Here is a 21,074-nt window from a genome sequence, read left to right as displayed (position 1 = left end):
GTCAGGCCTCCGTTCCGGTGCTCTCAGCAGCCGGAGCGGCGGCGGGAGCGTCGGCCTTGGGGGCCTCGGCAGCCTGAGCCTGCTGCGGCTTGCGACCGCGACCGCCACGCTCGCCGCCACCGCGGCCACCGCGGCCGGCCGGGCGGTCAGCGCCGCCACGGGCCGGGCGGTTGCCCGCACGGGCAGCAGCGTTCTCGGCGCGGACCTCGGCGATGTTCTTGACGTCGCCCTTGTAGATCCAGACCTTCACGCCGATGCGGCCGAAGGTGGTCTTGGCCTCGAAGAAGCCGTACTCGACGTTCGCGCGCAGCGTGTGCAGCGGCACACGACCCTCGCGGTAGAACTCCGAGCGGGACATCTCGGCGCCGCCGAGACGGCCACCGCACTGGATCTTGATGCCCTTGGCGCCGGCCTTCATGGCGGACTGCATGCTCTTGCGCATGGCCCGACGGAAGGAGACGCGGGAGGACAGCTGCTCGGCGACGGCCTGGGCCACCAGCTGAGCGTCGACCTCGGGGTTCTTGACCTCGAGGATGTTCAGCTGGACCTGCTTGCCGGTCAGCTTCTCCAGCTGGCCGCGGATCTTGTCGGCCTCGGCGCCACGGCGACCGATGACAATGCCCGGGCGAGCGGTGTGGATGTCCACGCGGACACGGTCACGGGTGCGCTCGATCTCAACCTTCGAGATGCCGGCGCGCTCCATGCCGGACGTCAGCATCCGTCGGATGGCGACGTCTTCCTTGACGTAGTCCTTGTACAGCTTGTCGGCGTACCAACGCGACTTGAAGTCGGTGGTGATGCCGAGCCGGAACCCGTGCGGGTTTACCTTCTGGCCCATTACCGGGTTCCTTCCTTGCTGCTGACGACCACGGTGATGTGGCTGGTCCGCTTGCGGATCCGGTAGGCACGGCCCTGGGCACGCGGACGGAACCGCTTCAGGGTCGGACCCTCGTCGACGAACGCCTCGCTGATGAACAGCGAAGAGGCGTCCGAGTGGTCGTAGTTGTGCGCGGCGTTGGCAATGGCGCTGTCGAGCACCTTGCCGACCGGCACGGAGGCTGCCTGCGGAGCGAATCGCAGAACAGCCTGAGCCTCCGTGGCGTCCATGCCACGGATCAGGTCCACCACGCGGCGGGCCTTCATGGGCGTGACGCGGATGTACCGCGCCTGGGCCCTGGCTTCCATGGTTGTCCCTCTCAGTTACTTACGTGTCTGAATGCGATCCGCTACTAGCGGCGCTTCGACTTCCGGTCATCCTTGACGTGACCCCGGAAGGTGCGAGTCGGCGAGAACTCGCCGAGCTTGTGACCGACCATCGACTCGGTGACGAACACCGGGATGTGGGTCTTGCCGTTGTGCACCGCGAGCGTGTGGCCGAGCATGGCCGGCACGATCATGGAGCGACGGGACCAGGTCTTGATGACGTTCTTGGTACCGGCTTCGTTCTGGGCGTCCACCTTCTTGATGAGGTGGTCGTCGACGAAGGGTCCCTTCTTGAGACTGCGCGGCATCTAAACCCGCTCCTAGCGCTTCTTGTTCGTCTTGCGGCGGCGGACGATGTACTTGTTCGAAGCCTTCTTCGGCGAACGAGTACGACCCTCCTTCTGACCCCACGGGGAGACCGGGTGGCGACCACCGGAGGTCTTGCCCTCACCACCACCGTGCGGGTGGTCAACCGGGTTCATCGCCACACCGCGGACGGTCGGGCGAACGCCCAGCCAGCGCTTACGGCCGGCCTTGCCCCAGTTGATGTTCGACTGCTCGGCGTTGCCGACCTCGCCGATCGTGGCGCGGCAGCGCGCGTCGACGAGACGGATCTCACCGGACGGCATACGAAGGTGGGCCATCGTGCCCTCCTTCGCCAGCAGCTGCACGGAGGCACCGGCGGAGCGGGCGAACTTGGCGCCACCACCGGGACGGAGCTCGATCGCGTGGATCGTGGTACCGACCGGGATGTTGCGGAGAGCCAGGTTGTTGCCGGGCTTGATGTCGGCCGTGGGGCCGTTCTCAACCCGGTCGCCCTGCGAGAGACCGCGCGGGGCGATGATGTAGCGCTTCTCGCCGTCCGCGTAGTGCAGCAGCGCGATGCGAGCGGTGCGGTTCGGGTCGTACTCGATGTGAGCGACCTTCGCCGGCACGCCGTCCTTGTCGTGACGACGGAAGTCGATCACGCGGTAGGCGCGCTTGTGGCCGCCACCCTGGTGGCGGACGGTGATCCGACCGGTGTTGTTACGGCCGCCCTTGCTGTGCAGGGGACGGACCAGCGACTTCTCCGGCGTGGACCGCGTGATCTCGACGAAGTCGGCTACGGAGGAGCCACGACGGCCCGGCGTAGTCGGCTTGTACTTGCGGATTCCCATTTCTCAGTCCTCGGAAGATATCCGACTTCTGGACGTCTCCGACCGCCGTCAGGCGGTCGGGCCGCCGAAGATGTCGATGCGGTTGCCCTCGGCAAGGGTCACGATGGCGCGCTTGGTGTTGGCGCGCTTGCCGAAACCGGTGCGGGTGCGCTTGCGCTTGCCCTGGCGGTTGATCGTGTTGACCCCGGTGACCTTGACCGAGAAGACCGCCTCGACGGCCTGCTTGATCTGGGTCTTGTTGGCGCCGGGCGCGACGATGAACGTGTACTTGTTCTCGTCCAGCAGCGCGTAGCTCTTCTCGGAGACAACCGGCTTGACGAGGATGTCGCGCGGGTCCGTGAAGGTCTTGCTGGTGATCGTGGCCTCGGACATCAGGCCTCGCTCCCTTCGGTGTCGGCAGCCGACGACTTCGCAGCGCCGGACACGAAGGACTCGAGAGCGGCCTGGGTGAAGACCACGTCGTCGGATCGCATCACGTCGTACGTGTTCAGCTGGCCCGGCTCCAGGATGTGCACCTGGGGCAGGTTGCGGGCGGACAGCCACGCGGCCTCGTCGGCACGCTCGACGACCAGGAGCAGGTTCTTGCGCTCCGAGATCTTGCCGAACAGCGTCTTGGCGGCCTTGGTGGAGATGCCACCCTCGACCACGCCGGAGACGACGTGGATGCGGGAGTGGACCGCCCGGTCGGAGAGGGCACCGCGGAGGGCGGCGGCCTTCATCTTCTTCGGGGTCCGCTGGGAGTAGTCACGCGGCACGGGACCGTGCACGACGCCACCACCGGCGAACTGCGGGGCGCGGGTCGAACCCTGACGGGCGCGGCCGGTGCCCTTCTGGCGGTAGGGCTTCTTGCCACCACCACGGACCTCGCCACGCGTCTTGACCTTGTGCGTGCCCTGACGGGCGGCGGCCAGCTGCGCGACGACGACCTGGTGGATCAGCGGGATGCTGATCTTGGCCTCGAAGATCTCGGCCGGGAGCTCGACGGTCCCGGTCTTGTCGCCGGAGGGCGACAGAATGTCAATGGTGCTCATATCCTCAGGCCCCCTTGGCCGCGGTGCGGACCAGGACGAGGCCGCCGTTCGGACCAGGAACCGCACCCTTGATCAGGAGCAGGCCCTTCTCCGCGTCAACGGCGTGAACGGTCAGGTTCTGGGTGGTCACGCGCTCGTTGCCCATACGGCCGGCCATGCGCATGCCCTTGAAGACGCGGCCCGGGGTGGCGCAGCCACCGATCGAACCCGGCTTGCGGTGCACGCGGTGGGCACCGTGCGAAGCCTTGCCACCACGGAAGTTGTGGCGCTTCATGGCACCGGCGAAGCCCTTGCCCTTGCTCTTGCCGGTGACGTCGACCTTCACGCCGGCCTCGAAGACCTCGGCGGTGATCTCCTGGCCGAGCGTGTACTCGGAGGCGTCAGCGGTGCGGAGCTCCACCAGGTGGCGGCGCGGGGTGACGTCGGCCTTGGCGAAGTGGCCCTTGAGGGGCTTGTTCACCTTGCGCGGGTCGATCTCGCCGAAGGCGATCTGGACCGACTCGTAGCCGTCGTTGTCGTTCGTACGCACCTGGGTCACGACATTCGGGCCGGCCTTGACGACGGTCACCGGGACGACCCGGTTGTTCTCGTCCCAGACCTGCGTCATGCCGAGCTTCTCGCCCAGGATGCCCTTGATGTTCTTAGCCATCTCGCGCGTCACCTCAGAGCTTGATCTCGATGTCGACGCCGGCCGGCAGGTCGAGACGCATGAGCGAGTCGACCGTCTTCGGCGTGGGGTCGAGGATGTCGATGAGGCGCTTGTGCGTGCGCATCTCGAAGTGCTCGCGCGAGTCCTTGTACTTGTGCGGCGACTTGATGACGCAGTACACGTTCTTCTCAGTGGGCAGCGGCACCGGGCCCGCGACCGACGCACCAGTGCGGGTCACCGTCTCGACGATCTTCTTCGCCGAGGAGTCGATGACCTCGTGGTCGTAGGCCTTGAGCCGGATGCGGATCTTCTGTCCCGCCATGGCTACTCAGTAGTCCTGTCTCTCGTACGCTCTGGAACCTGGTGGTCCAGCGCTCTGTCTCCGACCCACGCGGTCGGGCGTGTCGCGCTCCCTCTACGAAGATCTCCCGGAGGAGGTCCCAACCAAGGGGGTGCGGGCCGAGCCGCGTGGCGGGTGCAGAACACCACCAGGTGCGTGGCCGAGTTCCGTACTGGCGCTTCCCGGAAGATTCCCGTACGTCCGCCCCAGAGGAGCGACGAGTACTGTGGGACTCGCTTCCGGTCCTCCCGGCGGGAGGCGCGCAGCATCGGTACTCAACCGAGCAACCCCGACAGTCTGCCATACAGGACCTTCCGGCCGCCAATCGGGGTCGAAGACTGTACCCCACGTCACGTGGAGCCACACACAGGGGCGCGCCGCCGATGGCGACGCGCCCCCGAGGCGCAAGGCATCAGGTCCGGGTGGCCGTGCCGCACTCGCCGGGCCGCCCCTGCGGGGTGGCGTCGAGCGGCTTGCTCCGGTCGTACGGGTCGCTCGCGGGCCCCTCCGAGGTGTCGCCCCCGGCACCGGCGCCGGCGCGCAGGTCCTCGTCGAACTGCGGGTGGAAGAAGCCGTCGTTCCGGCGGCAGTCGCTGTTGCCCGCCTCACGGTTGTAGCGGTCCAGGCCCACCTTGCCCCGGGTGACCTCGAAGCGGCCCGGCTCGTAGAAGACGAAGGTCACGTCCCGGCGCACGATCGTCCGGGCCACCTCCTCGGCCCCCGCGCGGGCCTTCACCAGCGGGAACACGAAGGTGTAGTCGGTGTGCACCAGGACCGCGCCGCGCCGCTCGCCGGTGCCCTTCTCGACGCTCATCCGGCCGCGCACCTTCACCACGGGACCCGCCCCCCGGACCTCCTTGGGGTCGAAGCGGCTGACGAGGTTCGTCGGGTCGTCCTTCTCGGAGGGCTTCGCCAGCGCCTGCTCCAGGTCCCGCCGCATCCCCGGCTGCTTCGGGTCGATCAGCTTCAGCACCTTGTCCGGGCTGCCGCCCGCGAGCACCGCCGGGTCCAGGTTGGCGGCGACCAGGAAGTCCTTCGACAGCTTCAGGGCCCCGGCGACCTGCTCCTTCGACATCCAGCCGATCGCCTTCGCCGCCGGCGGCTCGATCCCCGCCGCCCCGTCCGCCCAGCGCAGCGCCGGGGAGCCGCGGAACGGCTCGGCCAGGGTCGGCCGGTCCGGGTCCACCTCATCCGGCGCGGCCGTCGGGGCCGCGGTCTCGGCGGCCAGCGGCGTGGTGTCCTGCGGCCGGTCGCTCCAGCTGTCGGGGAACGCCGACGCGAGCCCGTCCGGCAGCCGGTCGATCACCAGCTGCGGACGGACGGCGACCAGCGCGAGCGCCGCCACCAGGACGATGCCGACCGTCGCCTTGACCTTGCGGCCACGGGCGGCGCGCCCGTTCATCTCCCGCCAGGCCGGACCGGTGCGCCAGCCCTCGGGCTCCTGCCGCTTCGACGGCCTGGGCGGCTTGGGCGCCTTCGGGGGCTTCGGGGCCCTGGGCGCCTTCGCCTTCCGCAGCTCCCGGTTCTGCGCCTCGGTGCCGAGCCCCTGCTCCTGCGCCGCGGCGACGAACGCCGCCCACTCCTCGTCCGAGACCGATTCCTTGTCCATTCCCCACCCCTGGTGTCGCATCGTGCGATGCGGACGTTCTCATACCGTCCGACCTGCGCAGAAGGCAGGTCAGGCAGCCTTGATCGGTTCGTGATGAACCGACCGGTACGAAATCCCGTCTAGCCAGGCGCACCGGACCAGGTGCACGGCCGGACACGGCACGGCGGCACACACGCACGGGGGACGGCACCACCGGTGGACGCATACAGAACAGTGGGACGGCGTTCCGTCCTCGCGGGCGCGGCGGGCGTCGCGCTCGCCGCGGGCGTCACGGGCGTCGCGGGCTGCTCCGTGCCCGAGCCGCCCGGCCCCACCCACTCCGCCGACCCGGCCCCCGGGCGGCCGGTGTCGACCGGCGAGCGGGCGCTGCTCATGCAGTTCGCCGCGCACCCCGACGACGACCTGTACTTCATGAACCCGGACACCCAGCGGATGCTGGACGCCGGGGTCCCGCTGGTCTCCGTGTACGTCACGGCGGGCGAGCACAACGGCAAGAACACCATCAAGGGCATGCCCGAGCGCAAGCCCGACAAGCCCGCCTACTCGGCCGCCCGCCACCAGGGCCTGCGCCAGGCGTACGCGGTGCTGCTCGGCGCCGACAAGTTCACGCCGTGGCAGAAGCGGGTCGCCACCCTCGCCGGGGGGCGCAGGGCCGAGGTCGACACCCTGGTCCACGAGGGCCGCCGGGTCGAGCTGGTCTTCCTCAACCTCCCCATGCACCACCCGCGCCACTACATGGCCGTGCCCGCGCTGTGGGAGAGCCGCGAGCTGCGGCTGACCACCGTGCTGGCCGCCGACTCGCCGGTGCCGCGCGCCGACACGTACGACCACGCCGGGCTGATCGAGGTGATCGCCGGACTGCTCGCCACCTACCGGCCGACCGTCGTGCACACCCTCGACCCGGACCCGGACATCCAGGAGGGCAGCGCCGCGCAGAGCGCCCGGGCCAGCGAGCAGCCGGGGTACTCGGACCACGGCGACCACACCGCCGTCGCCTGCTTCACCTGGGCCGGGCTCCTGCGCCGGGTCGCCGACGCGACCGCCGCGGGCGGCCCGGTGCCCGCGTTCACCACCAACTCCTTCCGCGGCTACTACAACAAGCACTGGCCGAAGAACCTCCCGCCCGCCGTGCTCGCCGAGAAGGCCGCCCACCTCGTCCCGTACGGCGGCGACCCGGAGTGGGACTGCGGCAACCCCTCCGGCTGCGGCGACTACGGCGTCAGCGGCGACCGTCCGCTGACCAACTGGAAGGGCTGGGTGCGCTCCACCCACTACCGCTGGCCCGCGCCGGGCCCCGCCGTCACCGAGGAGTCCGGCGGCCGGCTCGTCGCGTACGGGGTGCTCGGGCTGCGCGCGGTGCGCTGGCGCGAGCGCGAGGAGGGCACCGGGGTCTTCGAGGCGCCCGAGGACCTCGGCGGCGGCCCGCTGGCCCCCGCGCTGTCCTCGGTGACGCTCGCGGACGGCCGGGTGCTGCTGTTCGGTGTGCGGTTCGCCGCCCTCGCCGGACGCGGCGGCCCCAACCGGCGCGAGCTGGTGCTCCTGGAGCAGCGCTCCCCCGGCGGCCCGTTCCTGGCCTGGCGGGGCCTCGGCAACCCGGAGCACACCGACGACCGCGGCCGCCGGATCGGCGCCCCGGTGGCGGTGGCCGCGCCCGACGGCCGGGTCCATCTGTTCGTCCGCGACGCGGGCAAGGGCGTCGCCACCCGGGTACGGGCCGTCGGCGGCGCCTGGGGCCCGTGGCGGACGCTGCCCGGCGACGGGTCCCACGACGAGATCCAGGACGGTCTGACCACGCTGCTCGGCGACTCCGGCCGGGTGCATCTGCTCGCGCCGGGCCGCGATCACGTACGGCACTGGGTGGACGGCTCCCCCGCCGAGCCGCTCCCGATCTCCGGCGACCCGGTGGCCGCGGTCCCGGGCCCCGGGCCGGTGGGCGTGGAGGTCTTCTACCGCGCGCCCGCCGACGGCGAGCTGCGCTCCACCCGGGGCGACGCACCCCGCTTCGAGGGCTACGGCCTGCTGGCCGCCGCCGAGGGCCCGCGCGGCCCGGTCCTGATGGGCCGCGACGCCCGCCACCGGATCCAGCTGCTGAGCGGAGGCCGGCTGCTGACCCGCGACCGCGGCACGGTCCCGGCGGGCCCGGCGGCGACGCTGCACGGGGCGACGACGGTGGTCGGCATGGGCGCGGACGCCCGCCCGTGGGTGTGGCGCCCGGTGCGCTGAGCGGCGCCGAGCGGCGCGGCCGGTACGTGACCGGTACGGCGAAGGGCCCGCCGCCCCGGGAGGGGGTGGCGGGCCCTTCGCGTACCGCGACCGCCGCTACTTCACGAAGTAGCCGGTGATGTCGGCGAGGAGGTCGACGGAGCCGAGGTGGTTGTAGAAGTTCACCTTGCCGTCCTTGCCGACCGGCACGATCACCAGGTTCGGGATGGTGAGCCCGGCGGTGAAGTTCAGGTTCGACGCGCTGGAGCGCACGGTTCCGCCCGGGTAGACCGAGACGAAGCCGCCCGAGGTCGGACCGGTGGCCGTCACGTTGAGGACGACGGCCGTCGCGCCCGCGGGGACGCCCTGGGTGCCCGCCACGGCGAGCGAGACGACGCCGCCCTTGCCGACCTTCGCCTTCGGGACGCCGAGTCCGGCGCGGGTGTCCATGAGGCGCTTCGGGCCGATGTTGACGTGCGAGGCGCCCGCCGGGTCGGCGGAGAAGTAGCCCATGGCGTCGGCGATCAGGTCCACGTTGCCGGACTTGTTGTAGAAGCTGACCTTGCCGTCCTTGCCGATCGGCACGATCACCAGGTTGGGGATGGTCTGGCCCGGGACGAAGTTCAGGTTCGACGCGCTGGTGCGGGCCGTGCCGGTCGGGTGGACCGAGACGAAACCGCCCGCGGTCGGGCCGGTGGCCGTCACGTTGAACACGACCGCGGTGGCCCCTGCGGGCACGTCCGCGCCGCCCGCGACCTGCAGGTCGACGGTGACGCCCGCGCCGACCTTCGCCTTCGCGACCCCGAGCCCGGCCCGGGTGTCCATCAGCCGCTTCGGCGCCAGCGCGGTGTACGTGGAGCCGCTGGTGTCCTTGACGTAGTAGCCGGTGACGTCGGCGATCAGGTCGACGGTCCCGGCGAGGTTGTAGAAGCGCACCTTGCCGTCGACGACGGGCACGGTGACCAGGTTCGGAATGGTCTTCCCGGCCGTGAAGTTCAGGTTCGACGCGCTGGTGCGGACGGTGCCGTTCGGGTAGACCGAGACGAAGCTCGCCGCGGTCGGGTTGGTCGCCGTCACGTTCAGGACGACGGCGCCGACGCCCGTCTCCGGGACCCCGCCCTTGCCCGCGACCTGGAGCACGACCTCGCCGCCGGGGCCGACCTTCGCCTTCGCGACGCCGAGCCCGGCCCGGGTGTCCATCAGGCGGGTGGGCGTGAGGGGCTTGAAGGTCTTCGGGCCCGGCACGGTGACGGTGACCGGCGCGGACAGCGTGGTGCTGCCGGTCTTGTACGTGGCGCGGACGACGACCTTGTGGTCGCCCACCCCGGCCACGTCGACCGCGGCGCTCCGGGCGGTCCCGGCCGCCGTGGCGGCGGGGGTGCCGTCGACGAGCACGTCGAACCGGTCGATGAGCGCGCTCGCCGTGCTGGTGGACCAGTTCACGGTGGCCGGGCCGGAGGTCTCGTACCCGCTGCCGCTGCTCACCGCGCCGCCGCCGAGGGACTGGATCTTCAGGCCGGAGAGGGCGCCGGTGGCGTACGTCCGGATCTTCGGCAGCTGCGGGAAGAGCATGGTGCCCGGGCACTCGGTGTTGAAGCCGTTGCGGTGTCCGGAGATGGCGTCGAACGCGTAGGTCTGGCCGACCGTGAAGGAGTCCCCGAAGAAGTTCTTCTGGGTGGCACCGGCGGTCAGCGTCGCCTTGCCGGTCGGCGAGACGCCGTACTGGCCGAGCTTGTACGCGGCGACCTGGCCGGCCGCGGCGAGCGCGGCGTCCGGCGCGGCCTGCTTGGTGAAGTCGCCGAGGATCGCGACGCTCGTCGACTCGGCGTTCCAGCCGTAGGTGTGGGCGCCGTAGACGGGCTGGTCGACACCGCCCTTGCGGCCCTCGAAGACCGTGCCGCACTTGTCGACGAGGAAGTTGTAGCCGATGTCCCGCCACTTCTCGACGTCCACGTGGTAGTCGAGGATGCCGCGGACCACGCTGGCCGACTGGGCGCAGGAGTAGTCCGCGCTGGTCGTGTGGTGGATGAACGCGGCCTTGATGGCACCGCCCGGGAGGTACTGCGGCGGCTCGGGCGTCTTGTCCTCGATCGCCTGGCCGCCCCACTGGGCGCGCGGGACGACGGTCGGGCGCGGTGCGCTCGACGACGGTCCCGGCGTGGTCGGCGGGGTGGTCGGCGGGTCCGCGGCGACGAAGGCGGCGGGCGCGGCGTTCAGCTCGCCGCTCTTCTTCGCCTCGGCGCCGCTGCTGCCCGGGTCGACCATGTTGAGCTTCAGGCCCGCCGGGAGGGTGCTCGTGGCCGAGCCGTCGCTGATCCGGACCTCGGCGCCGTCGGAGGCGCCGACCCAGACCGGCTCGGTGGAGCCGGGCGCGCCGGGGCGGACGCCGTCCATGCCGACCGGGTGCGCTTCCAGCTCGATCCAGGCGGACCACTCACCGGTCGCGATGCTGCGGGTGCGGGCCTCGATCCGGCCCTTGATCTCCGCCTTGGGGTCCGTCCAGGAGACACCGAGCAGCCCGAACGGCTGGGTGTCGCGCCGGGTGAGGACCGCCTCGCCCTTGCCCTGGTCGGTGAGACCCAGCTTGTGGATCTCGCTCGGCCCGGCCGGTCCCCGGCCGCTGTCCGCGCCGTACGGGCCGGACGGGTCGGTCCCGGCCGCCCCCGCGACGGCCTCCGCCCCGGGCGAGGCGCCGTTGGCCGTCGCCTGCACTCCCAGCACCGCCGCCGCGGCGAGCGCCGCGCCCAGTGCCGTACGGCCTATGCGCCGCGCCGGCGCGTGACGTGCTCGACGTCCCGATTTCAAGTTGTCTCCACCCCTGGTTGGTCATGACACGGCTGACCGGCCGCATGCTACGTGATCGTTCCGAGCGGGCCGGCGCAGGGGTGGGAAAAGCGGAGGGCCCCGCACCACCGAAGTGGTGCGGGGCCCTCACAGCAGCTCCAGGAGCTACCAGGTCAAACCACCGAAGTTCCGGGGAACTTACTTGGTGATCTTGACGACCTGGCCGGCGCCGACGGTCCGGCCACCCTCACGGATGGCGAACTTGAGGCCCTCCTCCATGGCGATGGGCTGGATCAGCTCAACGGTCATGGAGGTGTTGTCGCCCGGCATGACCATCTCGGTGCCCTCGGGGAGGGTCACGACGCCGGTCACGTCCGTGGTACGGAAGTAGAACTGCGGGCGGTAGTTGTTGAAGAACGGGGTGTGACGGCCACCCTCGTCCTTCGACAGGATGTAGGCCTGGGCCTCGAAGTCGGTGTGCGGCGTGACCGAACCCGGCTTGATGATGACCTGGCCGCGCTCGACGTCCTCGCGCTTGATGCCACGGAGGAGCAGACCGACGTTCTCACCGGCCTGGCCCTCGTCGAGCAGCTTGCGGAACATCTCGATGCCGGTGACCGTGGTGGTGGTCTTCTCGGTCTTGATGCCGATGATGTCGACGGTCTCGTTGACCTTGAGGACACCACGCTCGATACGACCGGTGACGACGGTGCCACGACCGGTGATCGTGAAGACGTCCTCGATCGGCATCAGGAACGGCTTGTCGACGTCACGCTCGGGCTGCGGGATGGACTCGTCCACGGCCTTCATCAGGTCGAGGAGCTTGGCACCCCACTCGGCGTCGCCCTCGAGGGCCTTGAGCGCGGAGACGCGGACGACCGGAAGGTCGTCGCCCGGGAACTCGTACTCGGAGAGGAGCTCACGGACCTCGAGCTCGACGAGCTCCAGGATCTCCTCGTCGTCCACCATGTCGGCCTTGTTCAGGGCGACGACGATGTACGGAACGCCGACCTGGCGAGCAAGGAGGACGTGCTCCTTGGTCTGCGGCATCGGGCCGTCGGTGGCGGCGACCACGAGGATGGCGCCGTCCATCTGCGCCGCACCGGTGATCATGTTCTTGATGTAGTCAGCGTGACCGGGGCAGTCGACGTGAGCGTAGTGACGCTGCTCAGTCTGGTACTCGACGTGCGCGATCGAGATGGTGATACCGCGCTGGCGCTCCTCAGGAGCCTTGTCGATCTGGTCGAAGGCCGAGGCCTCGTTCAGGTCCGGGTACGCGTCGTGCAGCACCTTGGTAATGGCGGCCGTGAGGGTCGTCTTACCGTGGTCGATGTGACCGATGGTGCCGATGTTGACGTGCGGCTTAGTCCGCTCGAACTTCGCCTTCGCCACTGGGGTCCTCCTGAGAGTGGTTCTGGTACGCCTTACTCATCGGCGCCAGGTGATCTTTGCTGGGGTGCCGTCCGCCGGGGGTCTTCCCTTGCGGGTCGACCCCCCGCGGTCGGTGTCAAGCCTAAAGCGTGTGAACGCCATGCGTTAAACGCGGTGGGTTACTCGCCCTTGGCCTTCGCGATGATCTCCTCGGCGACGTTCCGCGGAACCTCGGCGTAGGAGTCGAACTGCATCGAGTAGCTTGCGCGACCCGAGGTCTTGCTGCGGAGGTCTCCGACGTAGCCGAACATCTCCGAAAGCGGCACGAGGCCCTTCACGACGCGAGCGCCGTGACGCTCCTCCATGGCCTGGATCTGGCCACGGCGGGAGTTGATGTCTCCGATGACCTCGCCCATGTAGTCCTCGGGCGTGGTGACCTCGACGGCCATCATCGGCTCGAGCAGCACGGGGCTGGCCTTGCGCGCACCCTCCTTGAACGCCTGCGAACCGGCGATCTTGAAGGCGAGCTCGGAGGAGTCGACCTCGTGGTAGCCACCGTCGAGCAGGATGACGCGGACGCCGGTCATCTCGTAGCCCGCCAGGATGCCGAACTGCATGGCCTCCTGCGCACCCGCGTCGACCGAAGGGATGTACTCCTTCGGGATGCGGCCACCGGTGACCTTGTTCACGAACTCGTACGACGGACCGTCGGCGTCCGTGATGGGCTCGATCGCGATCTGCACCTTGGCGAACTGACCGGTACCACCGGTCTGCTTCTTGTGGGTGAAGTCGATGCGCTCGACGGCCTTGCGGATCGTCTCGCGGTACGCGACCTGCGGCTTGCCGACGTTGGCCTCGACCTTGAACTCGCGCTTCATACGGTCGACCAGCACCTCGAGGTGCAGCTCGCCCATACCGCCGAGGATGGTCTGGCCGGTCTCCTCGTCCGAGTGAACGTGGAAGGAGGGGTCCTCCTCCGCGAGACGCTGGATGGCGACACCCAGCTTCTCCTGGTCACCCTTGGACTTGGGCTCGATGGCGACCTGGATGACCGGGGCCGGGAAGTCCATGGACTCCAGGATGACCGGGCTCTTCTCGTCGCACAGCGTCTCACCGGTGGTGGTCTGCTTCAGGCCCATGACGGCGACGATGTCGCCGGCGCCCACCGAGTCGATCTCCTCACGCTTGTTCGCGTGCATACGGTAGATCTTGCCGATGCGCTCCTTCTTGCCCTTGACGGAGTTCAGCACCGAGGTGCCGGCCTCCAGGCGGCCCGAGTAGACCCGGACGAAGGTGAGCTTGCCGAGGTGCGGGTCGCTCATGATCTTGAACGCCAGCGCCGCGAGGGGCTCCTCGTCGGACGGCTTGCGCTTCACGACGACCTCGGCGTCCTTGACGTCGTGGCCCTCGATGGCCTCGATGTCCAGGGGCGAGGGGAGGTAGCGGACGACGGCGTCGAGCAGGGGCTGAACGCCCTTGTTCTTGAACGCCGTGCCACAGAACACCGCGGTGACGGTCGTGCCGCCACCCTTGCCCGACTGCAGGATGATGCGACGGACGGCGGCGTGCAGCTGCTCCACGGTCGGCTCTTCGCCGCCCAGGTACAGCTCCATGATCTCGTCGTCGTTCTCCGCGACGGCCTCGAGGAGCTTGCCGCGCCACTCTTCAGCGGCCTCGGCGTGGGTGGCCGGGATGTCGACGATGTCGTACATCTCGCCCTTGGTCGCCTCGGCGGACCAGACGAACGCCTTCATCGTGACGAGGTCGACGACACCCTGGAAGTCGGCCTCGGCACCGATGGGGAGCTGCATCACGATCGGAACCGCGCCCAGGCGGTCCTTGATCATGTCCACGCAACGGTGGAACTCGGCGCCCGTGCGGTCGAGCTTGTTCACGAAGCAGATACGGGGCACGCCGTAACGGTCGGCCTGGCGCCAGACCGTCTCGGACTGCGGCTCCACACCCGCCACACCGTCGAACACGGTGACGGCACCGTCGAGGACGCGGAGCGAACGCTCCACCTCGACCGTGAAGTCCACGTGACCCGGGGTGTCGATGATGTTGATGGTGTGGTCGACGTTCTCGAGCGGCCAGTGGCAGGTCGTCGCGGCAGACGTGATCGTGATGCCGCGCTCCTGCTCCTGCTCCATCCAGTCCATCGTGGCAGCGCCGTCGTGGACCTCACCGATCTTGTACGAGACGCCGGTGTAGAACAGGATCCGCTCGGTGGTGGTCGTCTTGCCCGCGTCGATGTGGGCCATGATGCCGATGTTGCGCACCTTGGCCAGGTCAAGCGAAGTGGTAGCCATAAGGCTTCAGTCTTCTCTCGGTCTCGATGTGGGTTGCGACTACCAGCGGTAGTGCGCGAAGGCCTTGTTGGACTCGGCCATCTTGTGCGTGTCCTCGCGCTTCTTGACCGAAGCACCGAGGCCGTTCGAGGCGTCGAGGAGCTCGTTCATGAGGCGCTCGGTCATGGTCTTCTCGCGGCGGGCGCGGGAGTACCCGACCAGCCAGCGCAGCGCGAGGGTGGAGGCACGACCGGGCTTGACCTCGATCGGCACCTGGTAGGTGGCGCCACCGACACGGCGGGACTTGACCTCGAGAGACGGCTTGACGTTCTCCAGCGCGCGCTTCAGCGTGACGACCGGGTCAGCACCGGTCTTCTCGCGGAGGCCCTCCATGGCGCCGTAGACGATGCGCTCGGCGGTGGAGCGCTTGCCGTCCAGCAGGATCTTGTTGATCAGCGAGGTGACCAGAGGAGAGTTGTAGACCGGGTCGATGATGACCGGGCGCTTCGGGGCGGGGCCCTTACGAGGCATTCTTACTTCTCCTTCTTGGCGCCGTAGCGGCTGCGAGCCTGCTTGCGGTTCTTGACACCCTGGGTGTCAAGCGAACCGCGGATGATCTTGTAGCGAACACCCGGCAGGTCCTTCACACGGCCACCACGCACGAGCACGATGGAGTGCTCCTGCAGGTTGTGTCCCTCACCCGGAATGTAGGCCGTGACCTCGATGCCGCTGGTCAGACGCACACGCGCGACCTTACGGAGGGCCGAGTTCGGCTTCTTCGGGGTGGTCGTGAACACACGCGTGCAGACGCCGCGGCGCTGAGGGGAACCCTCGAGCGCGGGCGTCTTGTTCTTCTCGACCTTGTCCTGCCGGCCCTTACGGACCAGCTGCTGGATCGTAGGCACTACTTCTCCGGTTTCTGTGTGCCGTTCGTCAAACTAACCTGGAACGTTCACCGACCCACGCGGTCGGGTGTGTCGAATCGCGCGGTCCTCAGCCGAAGACGGAAAGAGGCGCGGATTACGGTGGCCGATGCTGGATCCGACGTGCGGTTGAGGACACGCACACGGCTCCGGGCACACCCCAGGCACAAGGCATGAGCGTACCTATCGCATGGACTCCGGTCAAAACAAATGCCCACGCGCAGGCCGCCCGGCGACCTCGGGACGGCCGGAACACGGCCGCGCCGAGGCCGCCGGACGGCCGGAACGCGGGGGTGGACCCGTTGCCGGACCTGAACCGGCAGCGGTCGGTGACACCGCATGACGCCGAGTGACGCCGTGTGACAGCGCGCGGGGCACGGGGAGCCTGGCGCGAGGTCCCGGACGGCGCCGCACGGATCCGCGCGGACCCACGAAGGGCCACGCCGATCCGGACGTCGGTCCCGGATGCCGGTCCCGGGTATCGGTCCCGGGTGTCGGTCCGGGGTGTCGGTCCCGGACGTCAGTCCTGGGCGGCCCGCCGGGATTCGGCGGCGGGACGGGACTCACCGCCCTCGGCCTCGGGGTCCAGGAACTGGTGGACGACCTTCACGAAGACGTCCATCCGTTCGTCCGGGACCCCCAGCCAGCGCGCGAAGTCCTCCATGGTCGGCTGCCAGTCGTTGGGCGGCAGCAGATCCGCCGCGATCGGCAGCTCCTCCGGGGTGACCCGGCCGGACCTGATCAGCATGTCGCGGACGGAGACCCCGAGGAGCGGGGCGATCCTCCGCATGGTCTCCAGATCGGGCATGCTCTGCCGCTGCAGCAGCCGGGTGACGGCCGCGCGGTGCACGCCCGCCTCGTCCGCGATCCGGGACTTGCCCCCGCCGCGGGGACTGTCGATGTCGTAGCCGCGCGCGCGCATCAGACCCTCGACCCAGCCGGCGAACTCGTCGAGCCCTTGAGTGCTCATGTTGTACCGCTCCCTTTTACTCCCCCACCTTTCGGTCCACACACCTTAGCGTGCTTGCGCGCACGGAATTACGTGCTTTCGGGCACGCAACCGTGTCGAATCGGTGAAGGGGACTTCAAGGGCTCCCCATGAAGATAGTTGCGAGCTCGCACGCAACATGTCTATGGTCCATCGCGCCGCACTCGTCGGCCTCACGAGTCCCACGGGCCCCATCGGTCCCGTGGGTCCCTGATGCCCGGACCGTGGAGAACTTCCTTGCACACGCCCGAACCCACCCCCTGGCAGGCCGCCGCCGCATGCGCCGGCCTCTCCCCGTCCGTCGTCTTCTCCCGCCGCGGCAAGGAGGCGGCCCCGGCCCTGCGGGCCTGCGCCGTCTGCCCGGTGCGCAGCGAGTGCGAGGCCGCGGTCGCCCCCGCCGAGAACTGGTTCGACGGCGTCTGCGCCGGGCGCCTGTGGCGCAACGGCCGCCCGGTGAAGCCGCGCCGCCGCCCGGGCCAGGCGGCCGGGCAGGCCCCGTCGGACGCCGCGGCGCTTGACGCCGCCGCGCTCGCCCTCACCGCCGCGCCCGCTCCCGCCCCGGCCCTGATCGCCGCCGGAGGTTCCCGTGACTGAGCCCGAGCAGCAGACCGAAGTGACGTCGGCCGACCGGTCGCAGACCGGCGTGACACCGGCCGATCCGGCGCCGGCCGGCGGCGCCGACGAGCGGGTGCTGCGTGACGTGGTGCTCTGGGCCGCCTCGCTCGTACGGCAGTTCCCCGAGCTCGCCGAGGAGCTGGCCCCCGGCCGCCGGGCCCCCGCGGGCACCGCCCCGCGCGCCGCGCACGCCGGACGTGACGAACTCATCCGCACCGAGCGGCGCGAGGCGCTGCTCAACGAACAGCGGCACGGCCTCGCCGTCCCCGGCCACGGCGCCGCGCCGATCCGGCTGCACATCTCGGACGCCATCCGCGACATCACCGACGGCGTGGTGGAGCTGGAGGAGGCGGTCTGCGCCCGGCTCGGCCTGCCGCGCCCGCGCCGGGCCGGGGTGGTCGAGCGGCTGCGCCGGGTGGTGGGCCTGCTCGACGTGATCGCGGGCCACCCGGTGCTGGCCCGGCACGTCCGCGACGAGATCCGCCGGATGGCCCGCCGCTGCGCCCGCACGCTGGGCGACGCGGAGACGGTGGTGCGGGTCGCGGGCCGCTGCCCGTGGTGCGACTCGGTGTCGCTGCGGGCCTTCCCCGACCGGCGCGCGGTGCTCTGCGTCAACCCGGCCTGCGTCTGCACGGACCAGGCGTGCGGCTGCCAGGACGACCCGGCCTACCGGCACCTGTGGCCGGAGGCGGAGTGGGCGGAACTGGCGGACGCGTCGGGGGCCCGTACCGACGAGATCGAAGCGGCGATGGACGACACGAAGGAGACCTCATGCTGAGCTCGACCGCACTGCCGCTGTCCCTGCCGGCCCTGATCCCGGGCCCGCTGGCCGCCGAGGAGGCCGGGGTGGCCCCGGCGACCATCCGCAAGTGGGTCCAGCTGGGCCACCTGCGGGCGGCCGGAAAGGCGGGCCGCGCGCAGCTGTTCCGCCTGGAGGACGTGTTCGCGGCGGAGCGGGCGACGCGGCGGAGGCCGCGTACGGCCTGACGCCTGATGTCTTCGTGTACGAGAAGCGCCCCCGTCCCGGTCCGGGACGGGGGCGCTTCGTCATGCCCGGCGTTCGTCAGGCCCGGCGTTCGTCAGGCCCGGCGCAGGAAGTCGGTGAGCGACTCCTTCAACGCCGTGACGAATCGTTCCCTCACCTGGTCCGGCACCAGGTCGAGGGAGAGGTACGGGTTGAGGTCCTCCAGCTCGACCAGGAGCAGCCCGCCCTCGGGGGTGCGGCAGGCGTCGACGCGCTGGATGCCGTGGTCGAGGGTGTTCCAGTCGACGAAGGCGCGGGCGAAGCGGAGGTCCTCGTCGGTGGCGTCGTACGGCTCGAGGACCCAGCGGCGCTCCGGGTCGGGGGCGTACAGGGCGTACTGGAAGCGGTCGTCGACGAAGTAGAAGGACACCTCGTAGCGGAACTCGATCCGGGGCTGGACCAGGAGCCCTTCGCCGTACGGGAGTCCGGCGAGTTCCTCGTACGGCAGGAAGCGCAGTCCTATGGAGTCCGCGCCGGCCTTGGGCTTGACCGCGTAGCTCCCGGCGGCGGGCAGCCGTTCGAGGTCGGCGGCGCGGTCGACGGTGGGGATGACGGGGAGCCCGGCGGCGGTGAGGTCGAGCAGGTACTGCTTGCCCGCCATGTCGCCGCGTCCGTGCAGCGGGTTGTAGACCCGGGTGCCGCGGGCGAGGGCGGCGGCCCGGAAGTCGTCGTAGGCGTCCTGGTAGTGCAGGACGGGCCCGCTGTTGCGGACGACGACGGCGTCGAAGCCGTCCATCAGGGCGGCGGCGTCCCGCGGGTGGCAGAGCGCCAGGTCGAAGTCCTCGCGGAGGCGGGCGGTGAGGGCGATGTCCTCGTCGCAGTAGCGGCGGCCGCGGGCGGGATAGGCGAGGTCGGTGACGTGGAGGAGGGAGGGGCGGGCGGGGCGGGCGGCGCTCACGGGGGCTCCTGCGGGGTCGGGTGCCGCCAAGTTACCGGCGGGGCCGGGGATCCGGCCCACCGCCCGGGTCAGCCGCGCGACCAGCGGCGCTTGGGGCGCTCCGCGGGCGGCGCCTCCTGGGCGAATTCCAGCTCGGCGACGGTGATGTGCAGGTGGCGGGTGCTGGTGCGCTCCCGGCCGTCGTCCCAGTACGACCGGCTCAGCTCGACGATCCAGCTGGTCGGGGACGTCCGGAAGACCTGCCGGCCGTACTCGGTGGACCCGCCGGCCGCATAGGTGCGGGTCGTCTCCACGGCCCTGGCCACGGCCGCTTCCTTGCCGCCGTCGACGGCGACCTTGTCGACGAGTTCCCAGCGGTCGTCGCCGCTCGCGGTCACCGTCGTCTCCATCAAGACGTACCAGCTCATGGTCCGTCCCCTCCCTTGTCGTCGCGGTCGCGGCCGCAGCCGTCCGCCCAATCTAGGCCGTGTCTTTCGGGGGCGATCCAGAATCGATCACCGAACTAGTTGCGTGCGCGCACGCTCTCTGTCACAGTTGGTGCAGCGGCGGAGCTGCGCCCGCAGAACGGGCAGCAGCCTCCGCCGTTCGCCGTCCGGGAGCGCTCCGCGCCCCCGCCCCCTTCCCCGCGTCGAGCGCCCCGGGCGGCCCCCCGCGCACCACCGCTCCACCGCTCCAACCCACCCCTTCCCCTCCGAGGAGAAACCGTCATGACCACTCCCCCGAGTGCGTTCCCGGACGTCGAGAAGCTGGTCGTCGACGTCCTCAAGGCCGACCCGGCGCTCGCCGGTGTCACCATCGCCGCCCAGGCGCCCGCCGGTTTCGACGGCACGCAGAAGGCCGTCCTGGTCAACCGCCGCGGCGGTGCCTGGATCGGCGACCTGCACGTCGACAAGCCGCTCATCGAGTTCGAGGTGTACGGCCCGGACAAGACGGTCGCCCACGTCACCGCCAACGCGGCCCGCCGGGCGCTGCTCGCCACGATCGGCAAGCAGCTCGGCTCGACCTACGTCAGCGACGTGGAGGAGCAGGACGGGCCGCGCTGGATGCCCGACTACCTCTACCGGGGCGCGAACCGCTACCTCTGCGTGATCCGCCTCGCCCTGGACGTCCTCTAGGACCGCACCGGTCCCCCGGACTTCCGCCCCCGAGCGCGCCCCCGAGGCCGCTCCCCACAGACCAGGCCCCGCCGGACCCTCCAGCGGGGCCTTTGCCGTACCCGGAACCGGATTCCCCCGGTCGCCGGGGCGGCGCCCCCACCCCCTCTGTATCCAAGGAGAAACACCACCATGGCTGGAAACAACTCCGCCGAGATCCGCGTCGCCGGCAGTGGCAAGCTCTACGTCGCCAAGGTCGGCACCGCCGCCCCGGGCTTCGGTGCCGACGCGGCCACCGACTGGGCGTCCTGGACGAACCTCGGCTTCACCACCGGCGACGGTGTCACCTTCTCGAAGAAGGACAAGCTGGAGGCCATCGACTCGTGGCAGTCGGTCTCCCCGGTCCACTACATCTACTCGGCCCGTGACCTGTCGCTGAAGTTCTCGATGCTCCAGTTCAACGAGGACACGCTGCCGTTCTTCATGGGTGGCGGCAAGGTCGAGGCCGACGCCGCTCCGGCGACGGGCACCTACAAGTACGAGATCGCGGAGCGCCCGTTCGCGGACGTCCGCGCCCTCGGCCTGGAGTTCACCGACGTCAAGGCCGGTGGCACCACCGCCGTCACCTACCGCTTCATCATCCCGCGCGGCCAGGTGACCGCCACGGACGACATCAAGCTCAACCGCAAGGCGGCGTCCCAGCTCGGCATCACCTTCTCGGCGATGTCGAACGGTGACGGCAAGCCGCTGGCGTCCTTCCTGATGAAGGACGACCAGTACTCCGCGACCGTCTGATCCACCCCCCTGGGGGGGGGGGGGCGCCCGCCCCCCCCCCCCCCCCCCCCCCCCCGCCACCCCCCCCCCCCCCAAACCCCCCCCCCCCCAAAAAACACGTGAG

At 70.3% G+C, this 21,074-nt stretch carries 23 protein-coding genes; 6 read left to right on the top strand and 17 right to left on the bottom strand.

Annotated features, from left to right (window positions below; all coding sequences use genetic code 11):
- Position 1: 1 nt before the first annotated feature.
- The 9 genes from rpsC to ACIPXM_RS02660 form a co-directional block, all read right to left on the bottom strand.
- On the bottom strand, positions 2–838 hold the full coding sequence (gene rpsC, locus ACIPXM_RS02700) for a 30S ribosomal protein S3 (protein WP_401651142.1): 837 nt from the start codon (positions 836–838) through the stop codon (positions 2–4).
- The gene (rplV, locus tag ACIPXM_RS02695; RefSeq protein WP_135332555.1) at positions 838–1,185 is read right to left on the bottom strand and encodes a 50S ribosomal protein L22; all 348 of its coding nucleotides are present in this window, start codon (positions 1,183–1,185) and stop codon (positions 838–840) included. Before rplV ends, rpsC begins: the two co-directional genes overlap by 1 nt.
- 44 nt (positions 1,186–1,229) lie before the next feature.
- Positions 1,230–1,511, bottom strand: a complete 282-nt coding sequence (gene rpsS / locus ACIPXM_RS02690; RefSeq protein WP_003992359.1) for a 30S ribosomal protein S19 — start codon at positions 1,509–1,511, stop codon at positions 1,230–1,232.
- 12 nt (positions 1,512–1,523) lie between these two features.
- Positions 1,524–2,360, bottom strand: a complete 837-nt coding sequence (rplB, locus tag ACIPXM_RS02685; RefSeq protein WP_189974768.1) for a 50S ribosomal protein L2 — start codon at positions 2,358–2,360, stop codon at positions 1,524–1,526.
- Positions 2,361–2,408: 48 nt separating this feature from the next.
- Positions 2,409–2,732 (bottom strand): 50S ribosomal protein L23, encoded by a 324-nt coding sequence (gene rplW, locus ACIPXM_RS02680; protein ID WP_352188385.1) that lies wholly within the window; start codon positions 2,730–2,732, stop codon positions 2,409–2,411.
- A complete protein-coding gene (gene rplD / locus ACIPXM_RS02675) occupies positions 2,732–3,391 on the bottom strand; it encodes a 50S ribosomal protein L4 (protein WP_401651141.1) in 660 nt (219 codons plus the stop codon). The genes rplW and rplD overlap by 1 nt, the downstream gene beginning before the upstream one ends.
- Positions 3,392–3,395: 4 nt before the next feature.
- Positions 3,396–4,040, bottom strand: a complete 645-nt coding sequence (rplC, locus tag ACIPXM_RS02670) for a 50S ribosomal protein L3 (RefSeq protein ID WP_401651139.1) — start codon at positions 4,038–4,040, stop codon at positions 3,396–3,398.
- 13 nt (positions 4,041–4,053) lie between these two features.
- Positions 4,054–4,362 (bottom strand): 30S ribosomal protein S10, encoded by a 309-nt coding sequence (gene rpsJ, locus ACIPXM_RS02665; RefSeq protein ID WP_003948644.1) that lies wholly within the window; start codon positions 4,360–4,362, stop codon positions 4,054–4,056.
- A 430-nt stretch (positions 4,363–4,792) separates the two neighbouring features.
- Positions 4,793–5,989 (bottom strand): hypothetical protein, encoded by a 1,197-nt coding sequence (locus ACIPXM_RS02660; RefSeq protein WP_401651137.1) that lies wholly within the window; start codon positions 5,987–5,989, stop codon positions 4,793–4,795.
- Positions 5,990–6,202: 213 nt separating this feature from the next.
- On the opposite strand from ACIPXM_RS02660, the gene ACIPXM_RS02655 reads away from it, so the two are divergent.
- A complete protein-coding gene (locus tag ACIPXM_RS02655; RefSeq protein WP_401651135.1) occupies positions 6,203–8,212 on the top strand; it encodes a PIG-L family deacetylase in 2,010 nt (669 codons plus the stop codon).
- A gap of 96 nt (positions 8,213–8,308) precedes the next feature.
- Here the strand turns inward: ACIPXM_RS02655 and ACIPXM_RS02650 are convergent, their stop codons facing one another.
- From ACIPXM_RS02650 to ACIPXM_RS02625, 6 genes are all read right to left on the bottom strand, one after another.
- The gene (locus tag ACIPXM_RS02650; protein ID WP_401651133.1) at positions 8,309–10,996 is read right to left on the bottom strand and encodes an N-acetylmuramoyl-L-alanine amidase; all 2,688 of its coding nucleotides are present in this window, start codon (positions 10,994–10,996) and stop codon (positions 8,309–8,311) included.
- Between the two features lie 177 nt (positions 10,997–11,173).
- Positions 11,174–12,367, bottom strand: a complete 1,194-nt coding sequence (gene tuf, locus ACIPXM_RS02645) for an elongation factor Tu (protein ID WP_401651130.1) — start codon at positions 12,365–12,367, stop codon at positions 11,174–11,176.
- A 158-nt stretch (positions 12,368–12,525) separates the two neighbouring features.
- Complete coding sequence (gene fusA / locus ACIPXM_RS02640) at positions 12,526–14,655, bottom strand: elongation factor G (protein ID WP_401651128.1); 2,130 nt, start codon at positions 14,653–14,655, stop codon at positions 12,526–12,528.
- Between the two features lie 39 nt (positions 14,656–14,694).
- Positions 14,695–15,165 carry a 30S ribosomal protein S7 gene (gene rpsG, locus ACIPXM_RS02635; RefSeq protein ID WP_128985143.1) on the bottom strand — a complete coding sequence of 157 codons (471 nt, stop codon included), beginning with the start codon at positions 15,163–15,165 and terminating at the stop codon, positions 14,695–14,697.
- 2 nt (positions 15,166–15,167) lie between these two features.
- Positions 15,168–15,539 carry a 30S ribosomal protein S12 gene (rpsL, locus tag ACIPXM_RS02630; protein ID WP_003948652.1) on the bottom strand — a complete coding sequence of 124 codons (372 nt, stop codon included), beginning with the start codon at positions 15,537–15,539 and terminating at the stop codon, positions 15,168–15,170.
- Between the two features lie 538 nt (positions 15,540–16,077).
- Positions 16,078–16,527: a helix-turn-helix domain-containing protein gene (locus tag ACIPXM_RS02625; protein ID WP_401651125.1), complete on the bottom strand. Its 450-nt coding sequence runs from the start codon at positions 16,525–16,527 to the stop codon at positions 16,078–16,080.
- A gap of 255 nt (positions 16,528–16,782) precedes the next feature.
- Between ACIPXM_RS02625 and ACIPXM_RS02620 the strand changes: the two genes are divergently transcribed.
- The 3 genes from ACIPXM_RS02620 to ACIPXM_RS02610 are packed head-to-tail and all read left to right on the top strand — an operon-like array spanning position 16,783 to position 18,147.
- Positions 16,783–17,139 carry a WhiB family transcriptional regulator gene (locus ACIPXM_RS02620; protein WP_401651123.1) on the top strand — a complete coding sequence of 119 codons (357 nt, stop codon included), beginning with the start codon at positions 16,783–16,785 and terminating at the stop codon, positions 17,137–17,139.
- 49 nt (positions 17,140–17,188) lie between these two features.
- Positions 17,189–17,938: a hypothetical protein gene (locus ACIPXM_RS02615; protein WP_401652462.1), complete on the top strand. Its 750-nt coding sequence runs from the start codon at positions 17,189–17,191 to the stop codon at positions 17,936–17,938.
- Positions 17,932–18,147 (top strand): hypothetical protein, encoded by a 216-nt coding sequence (locus ACIPXM_RS02610; RefSeq protein ID WP_393004808.1) that lies wholly within the window; start codon positions 17,932–17,934, stop codon positions 18,145–18,147. The genes ACIPXM_RS02615 and ACIPXM_RS02610 overlap by 7 nt, the downstream gene beginning before the upstream one ends.
- Before the next feature lie 92 nt (positions 18,148–18,239).
- Here ACIPXM_RS02610 and ACIPXM_RS02605 read toward each other — a convergent pair whose 3' ends face one another.
- Together ACIPXM_RS02605 and ACIPXM_RS02600 are read right to left on the bottom strand one after the other, a co-directional pair.
- A complete protein-coding gene (locus ACIPXM_RS02605; protein ID WP_401651121.1) occupies positions 18,240–19,082 on the bottom strand; it encodes a hypothetical protein in 843 nt (280 codons plus the stop codon).
- Between the two features lie 68 nt (positions 19,083–19,150).
- On the bottom strand, positions 19,151–19,489 hold the full coding sequence (locus ACIPXM_RS02600) for a hypothetical protein (RefSeq protein WP_401651118.1): 339 nt from the start codon (positions 19,487–19,489) through the stop codon (positions 19,151–19,153).
- A gap of 300 nt (positions 19,490–19,789) precedes the next feature.
- On the opposite strand from ACIPXM_RS02600, the gene ACIPXM_RS02595 reads away from it, so the two are divergent.
- Positions 19,790–20,197 (top strand): hypothetical protein, encoded by a 408-nt coding sequence (locus ACIPXM_RS02595; RefSeq protein WP_401651117.1) that lies wholly within the window; start codon positions 19,790–19,792, stop codon positions 20,195–20,197.
- A 171-nt stretch (positions 20,198–20,368) separates the two neighbouring features.
- Complete coding sequence (locus tag ACIPXM_RS02590) at positions 20,369–20,971, top strand: phage tail protein (RefSeq protein ID WP_401651114.1); 603 nt, start codon at positions 20,369–20,371, stop codon at positions 20,969–20,971.
- Positions 20,972–21,074: the final 103 nt, after the last annotated feature.

It is taken from the genome of Streptomyces sp. NPDC090025 (assembly GCF_044748125.1).
In the GTDB taxonomy this organism is placed as follows: Bacteria; Actinomycetota; Actinomycetes; order Streptomycetales; family Streptomycetaceae; genus Streptomyces.
Note: the sequence above shows the minus strand (reverse complement) of the source record. Positions and strands in the feature narration are given on the sequence as shown.

What these genes read in the sequence shown, in the direction of transcription:
- rplD (WP_401651141.1), bottom strand. Translation starts at nt 3,391, where the DNA reads ATGAGCACCATTGACATTCTGTCGCCCTCCGGCGACAAGACCGGGACC.
- rpsJ (WP_003948644.1), bottom strand. Translation starts at nt 4,362, where the DNA reads ATGGCGGGACAGAAGATCCGCATCCGGCTCAAGGCCTACGACCACGAG.
- fusA (WP_401651128.1), bottom strand. Translation starts at nt 14,655, where the DNA reads ATGGCTACCACTTCGCTTGACCTGGCCAAGGTGCGCAACATCGGCATC.
- rpsC (WP_401651142.1), bottom strand. Translation starts at nt 838, where the DNA reads ATGGGCCAGAAGGTAAACCCGCACGGGTTCCGGCTCGGCATCACCACC.
- rplV (WP_135332555.1), bottom strand. Translation starts at nt 1,185, where the DNA reads ATGGAAGCCAGGGCCCAGGCGCGGTACATCCGCGTCACGCCCATGAAG.
- rplB (WP_189974768.1), bottom strand. Translation starts at nt 2,360, where the DNA reads ATGGGAATCCGCAAGTACAAGCCGACTACGCCGGGCCGTCGTGGCTCC.
- rplC (WP_401651139.1), bottom strand. Translation starts at nt 4,040, where the DNA reads ATGGCTAAGAACATCAAGGGCATCCTGGGCGAGAAGCTCGGCATGACG.
- rplW (WP_352188385.1), bottom strand. Translation starts at nt 2,732, where the DNA reads ATGTCCGAGGCCACGATCACCAGCAAGACCTTCACGGACCCGCGCGAC.
- ACIPXM_RS02660 (WP_401651137.1), bottom strand. Translation starts at nt 5,989, where the DNA reads ATGGACAAGGAATCGGTCTCGGACGAGGAGTGGGCGGCGTTCGTCGCC.
- ACIPXM_RS02595 (WP_401651117.1), top strand. Translation starts at nt 19,790, where the DNA reads ATGACCACTCCCCCGAGTGCGTTCCCGGACGTCGAGAAGCTGGTCGTC.
- ACIPXM_RS02590 (WP_401651114.1), top strand. Translation starts at nt 20,369, where the DNA reads ATGGCTGGAAACAACTCCGCCGAGATCCGCGTCGCCGGCAGTGGCAAG.
- rpsG (WP_128985143.1), bottom strand. Translation starts at nt 15,165, where the DNA reads ATGCCTCGTAAGGGCCCCGCCCCGAAGCGCCCGGTCATCATCGACCCG.
- ACIPXM_RS02610 (WP_393004808.1), top strand. Translation starts at nt 17,932, where the DNA reads ATGCTGAGCTCGACCGCACTGCCGCTGTCCCTGCCGGCCCTGATCCCG.
- ACIPXM_RS02625 (WP_401651125.1), bottom strand. Translation starts at nt 16,527, where the DNA reads ATGAGCACTCAAGGGCTCGACGAGTTCGCCGGCTGGGTCGAGGGTCTG.
- ACIPXM_RS02600 (WP_401651118.1), bottom strand. Translation starts at nt 19,489, where the DNA reads ATGAGCTGGTACGTCTTGATGGAGACGACGGTGACCGCGAGCGGCGAC.
- rpsS (WP_003992359.1), bottom strand. Translation starts at nt 1,511, where the DNA reads ATGCCGCGCAGTCTCAAGAAGGGACCCTTCGTCGACGACCACCTCATC.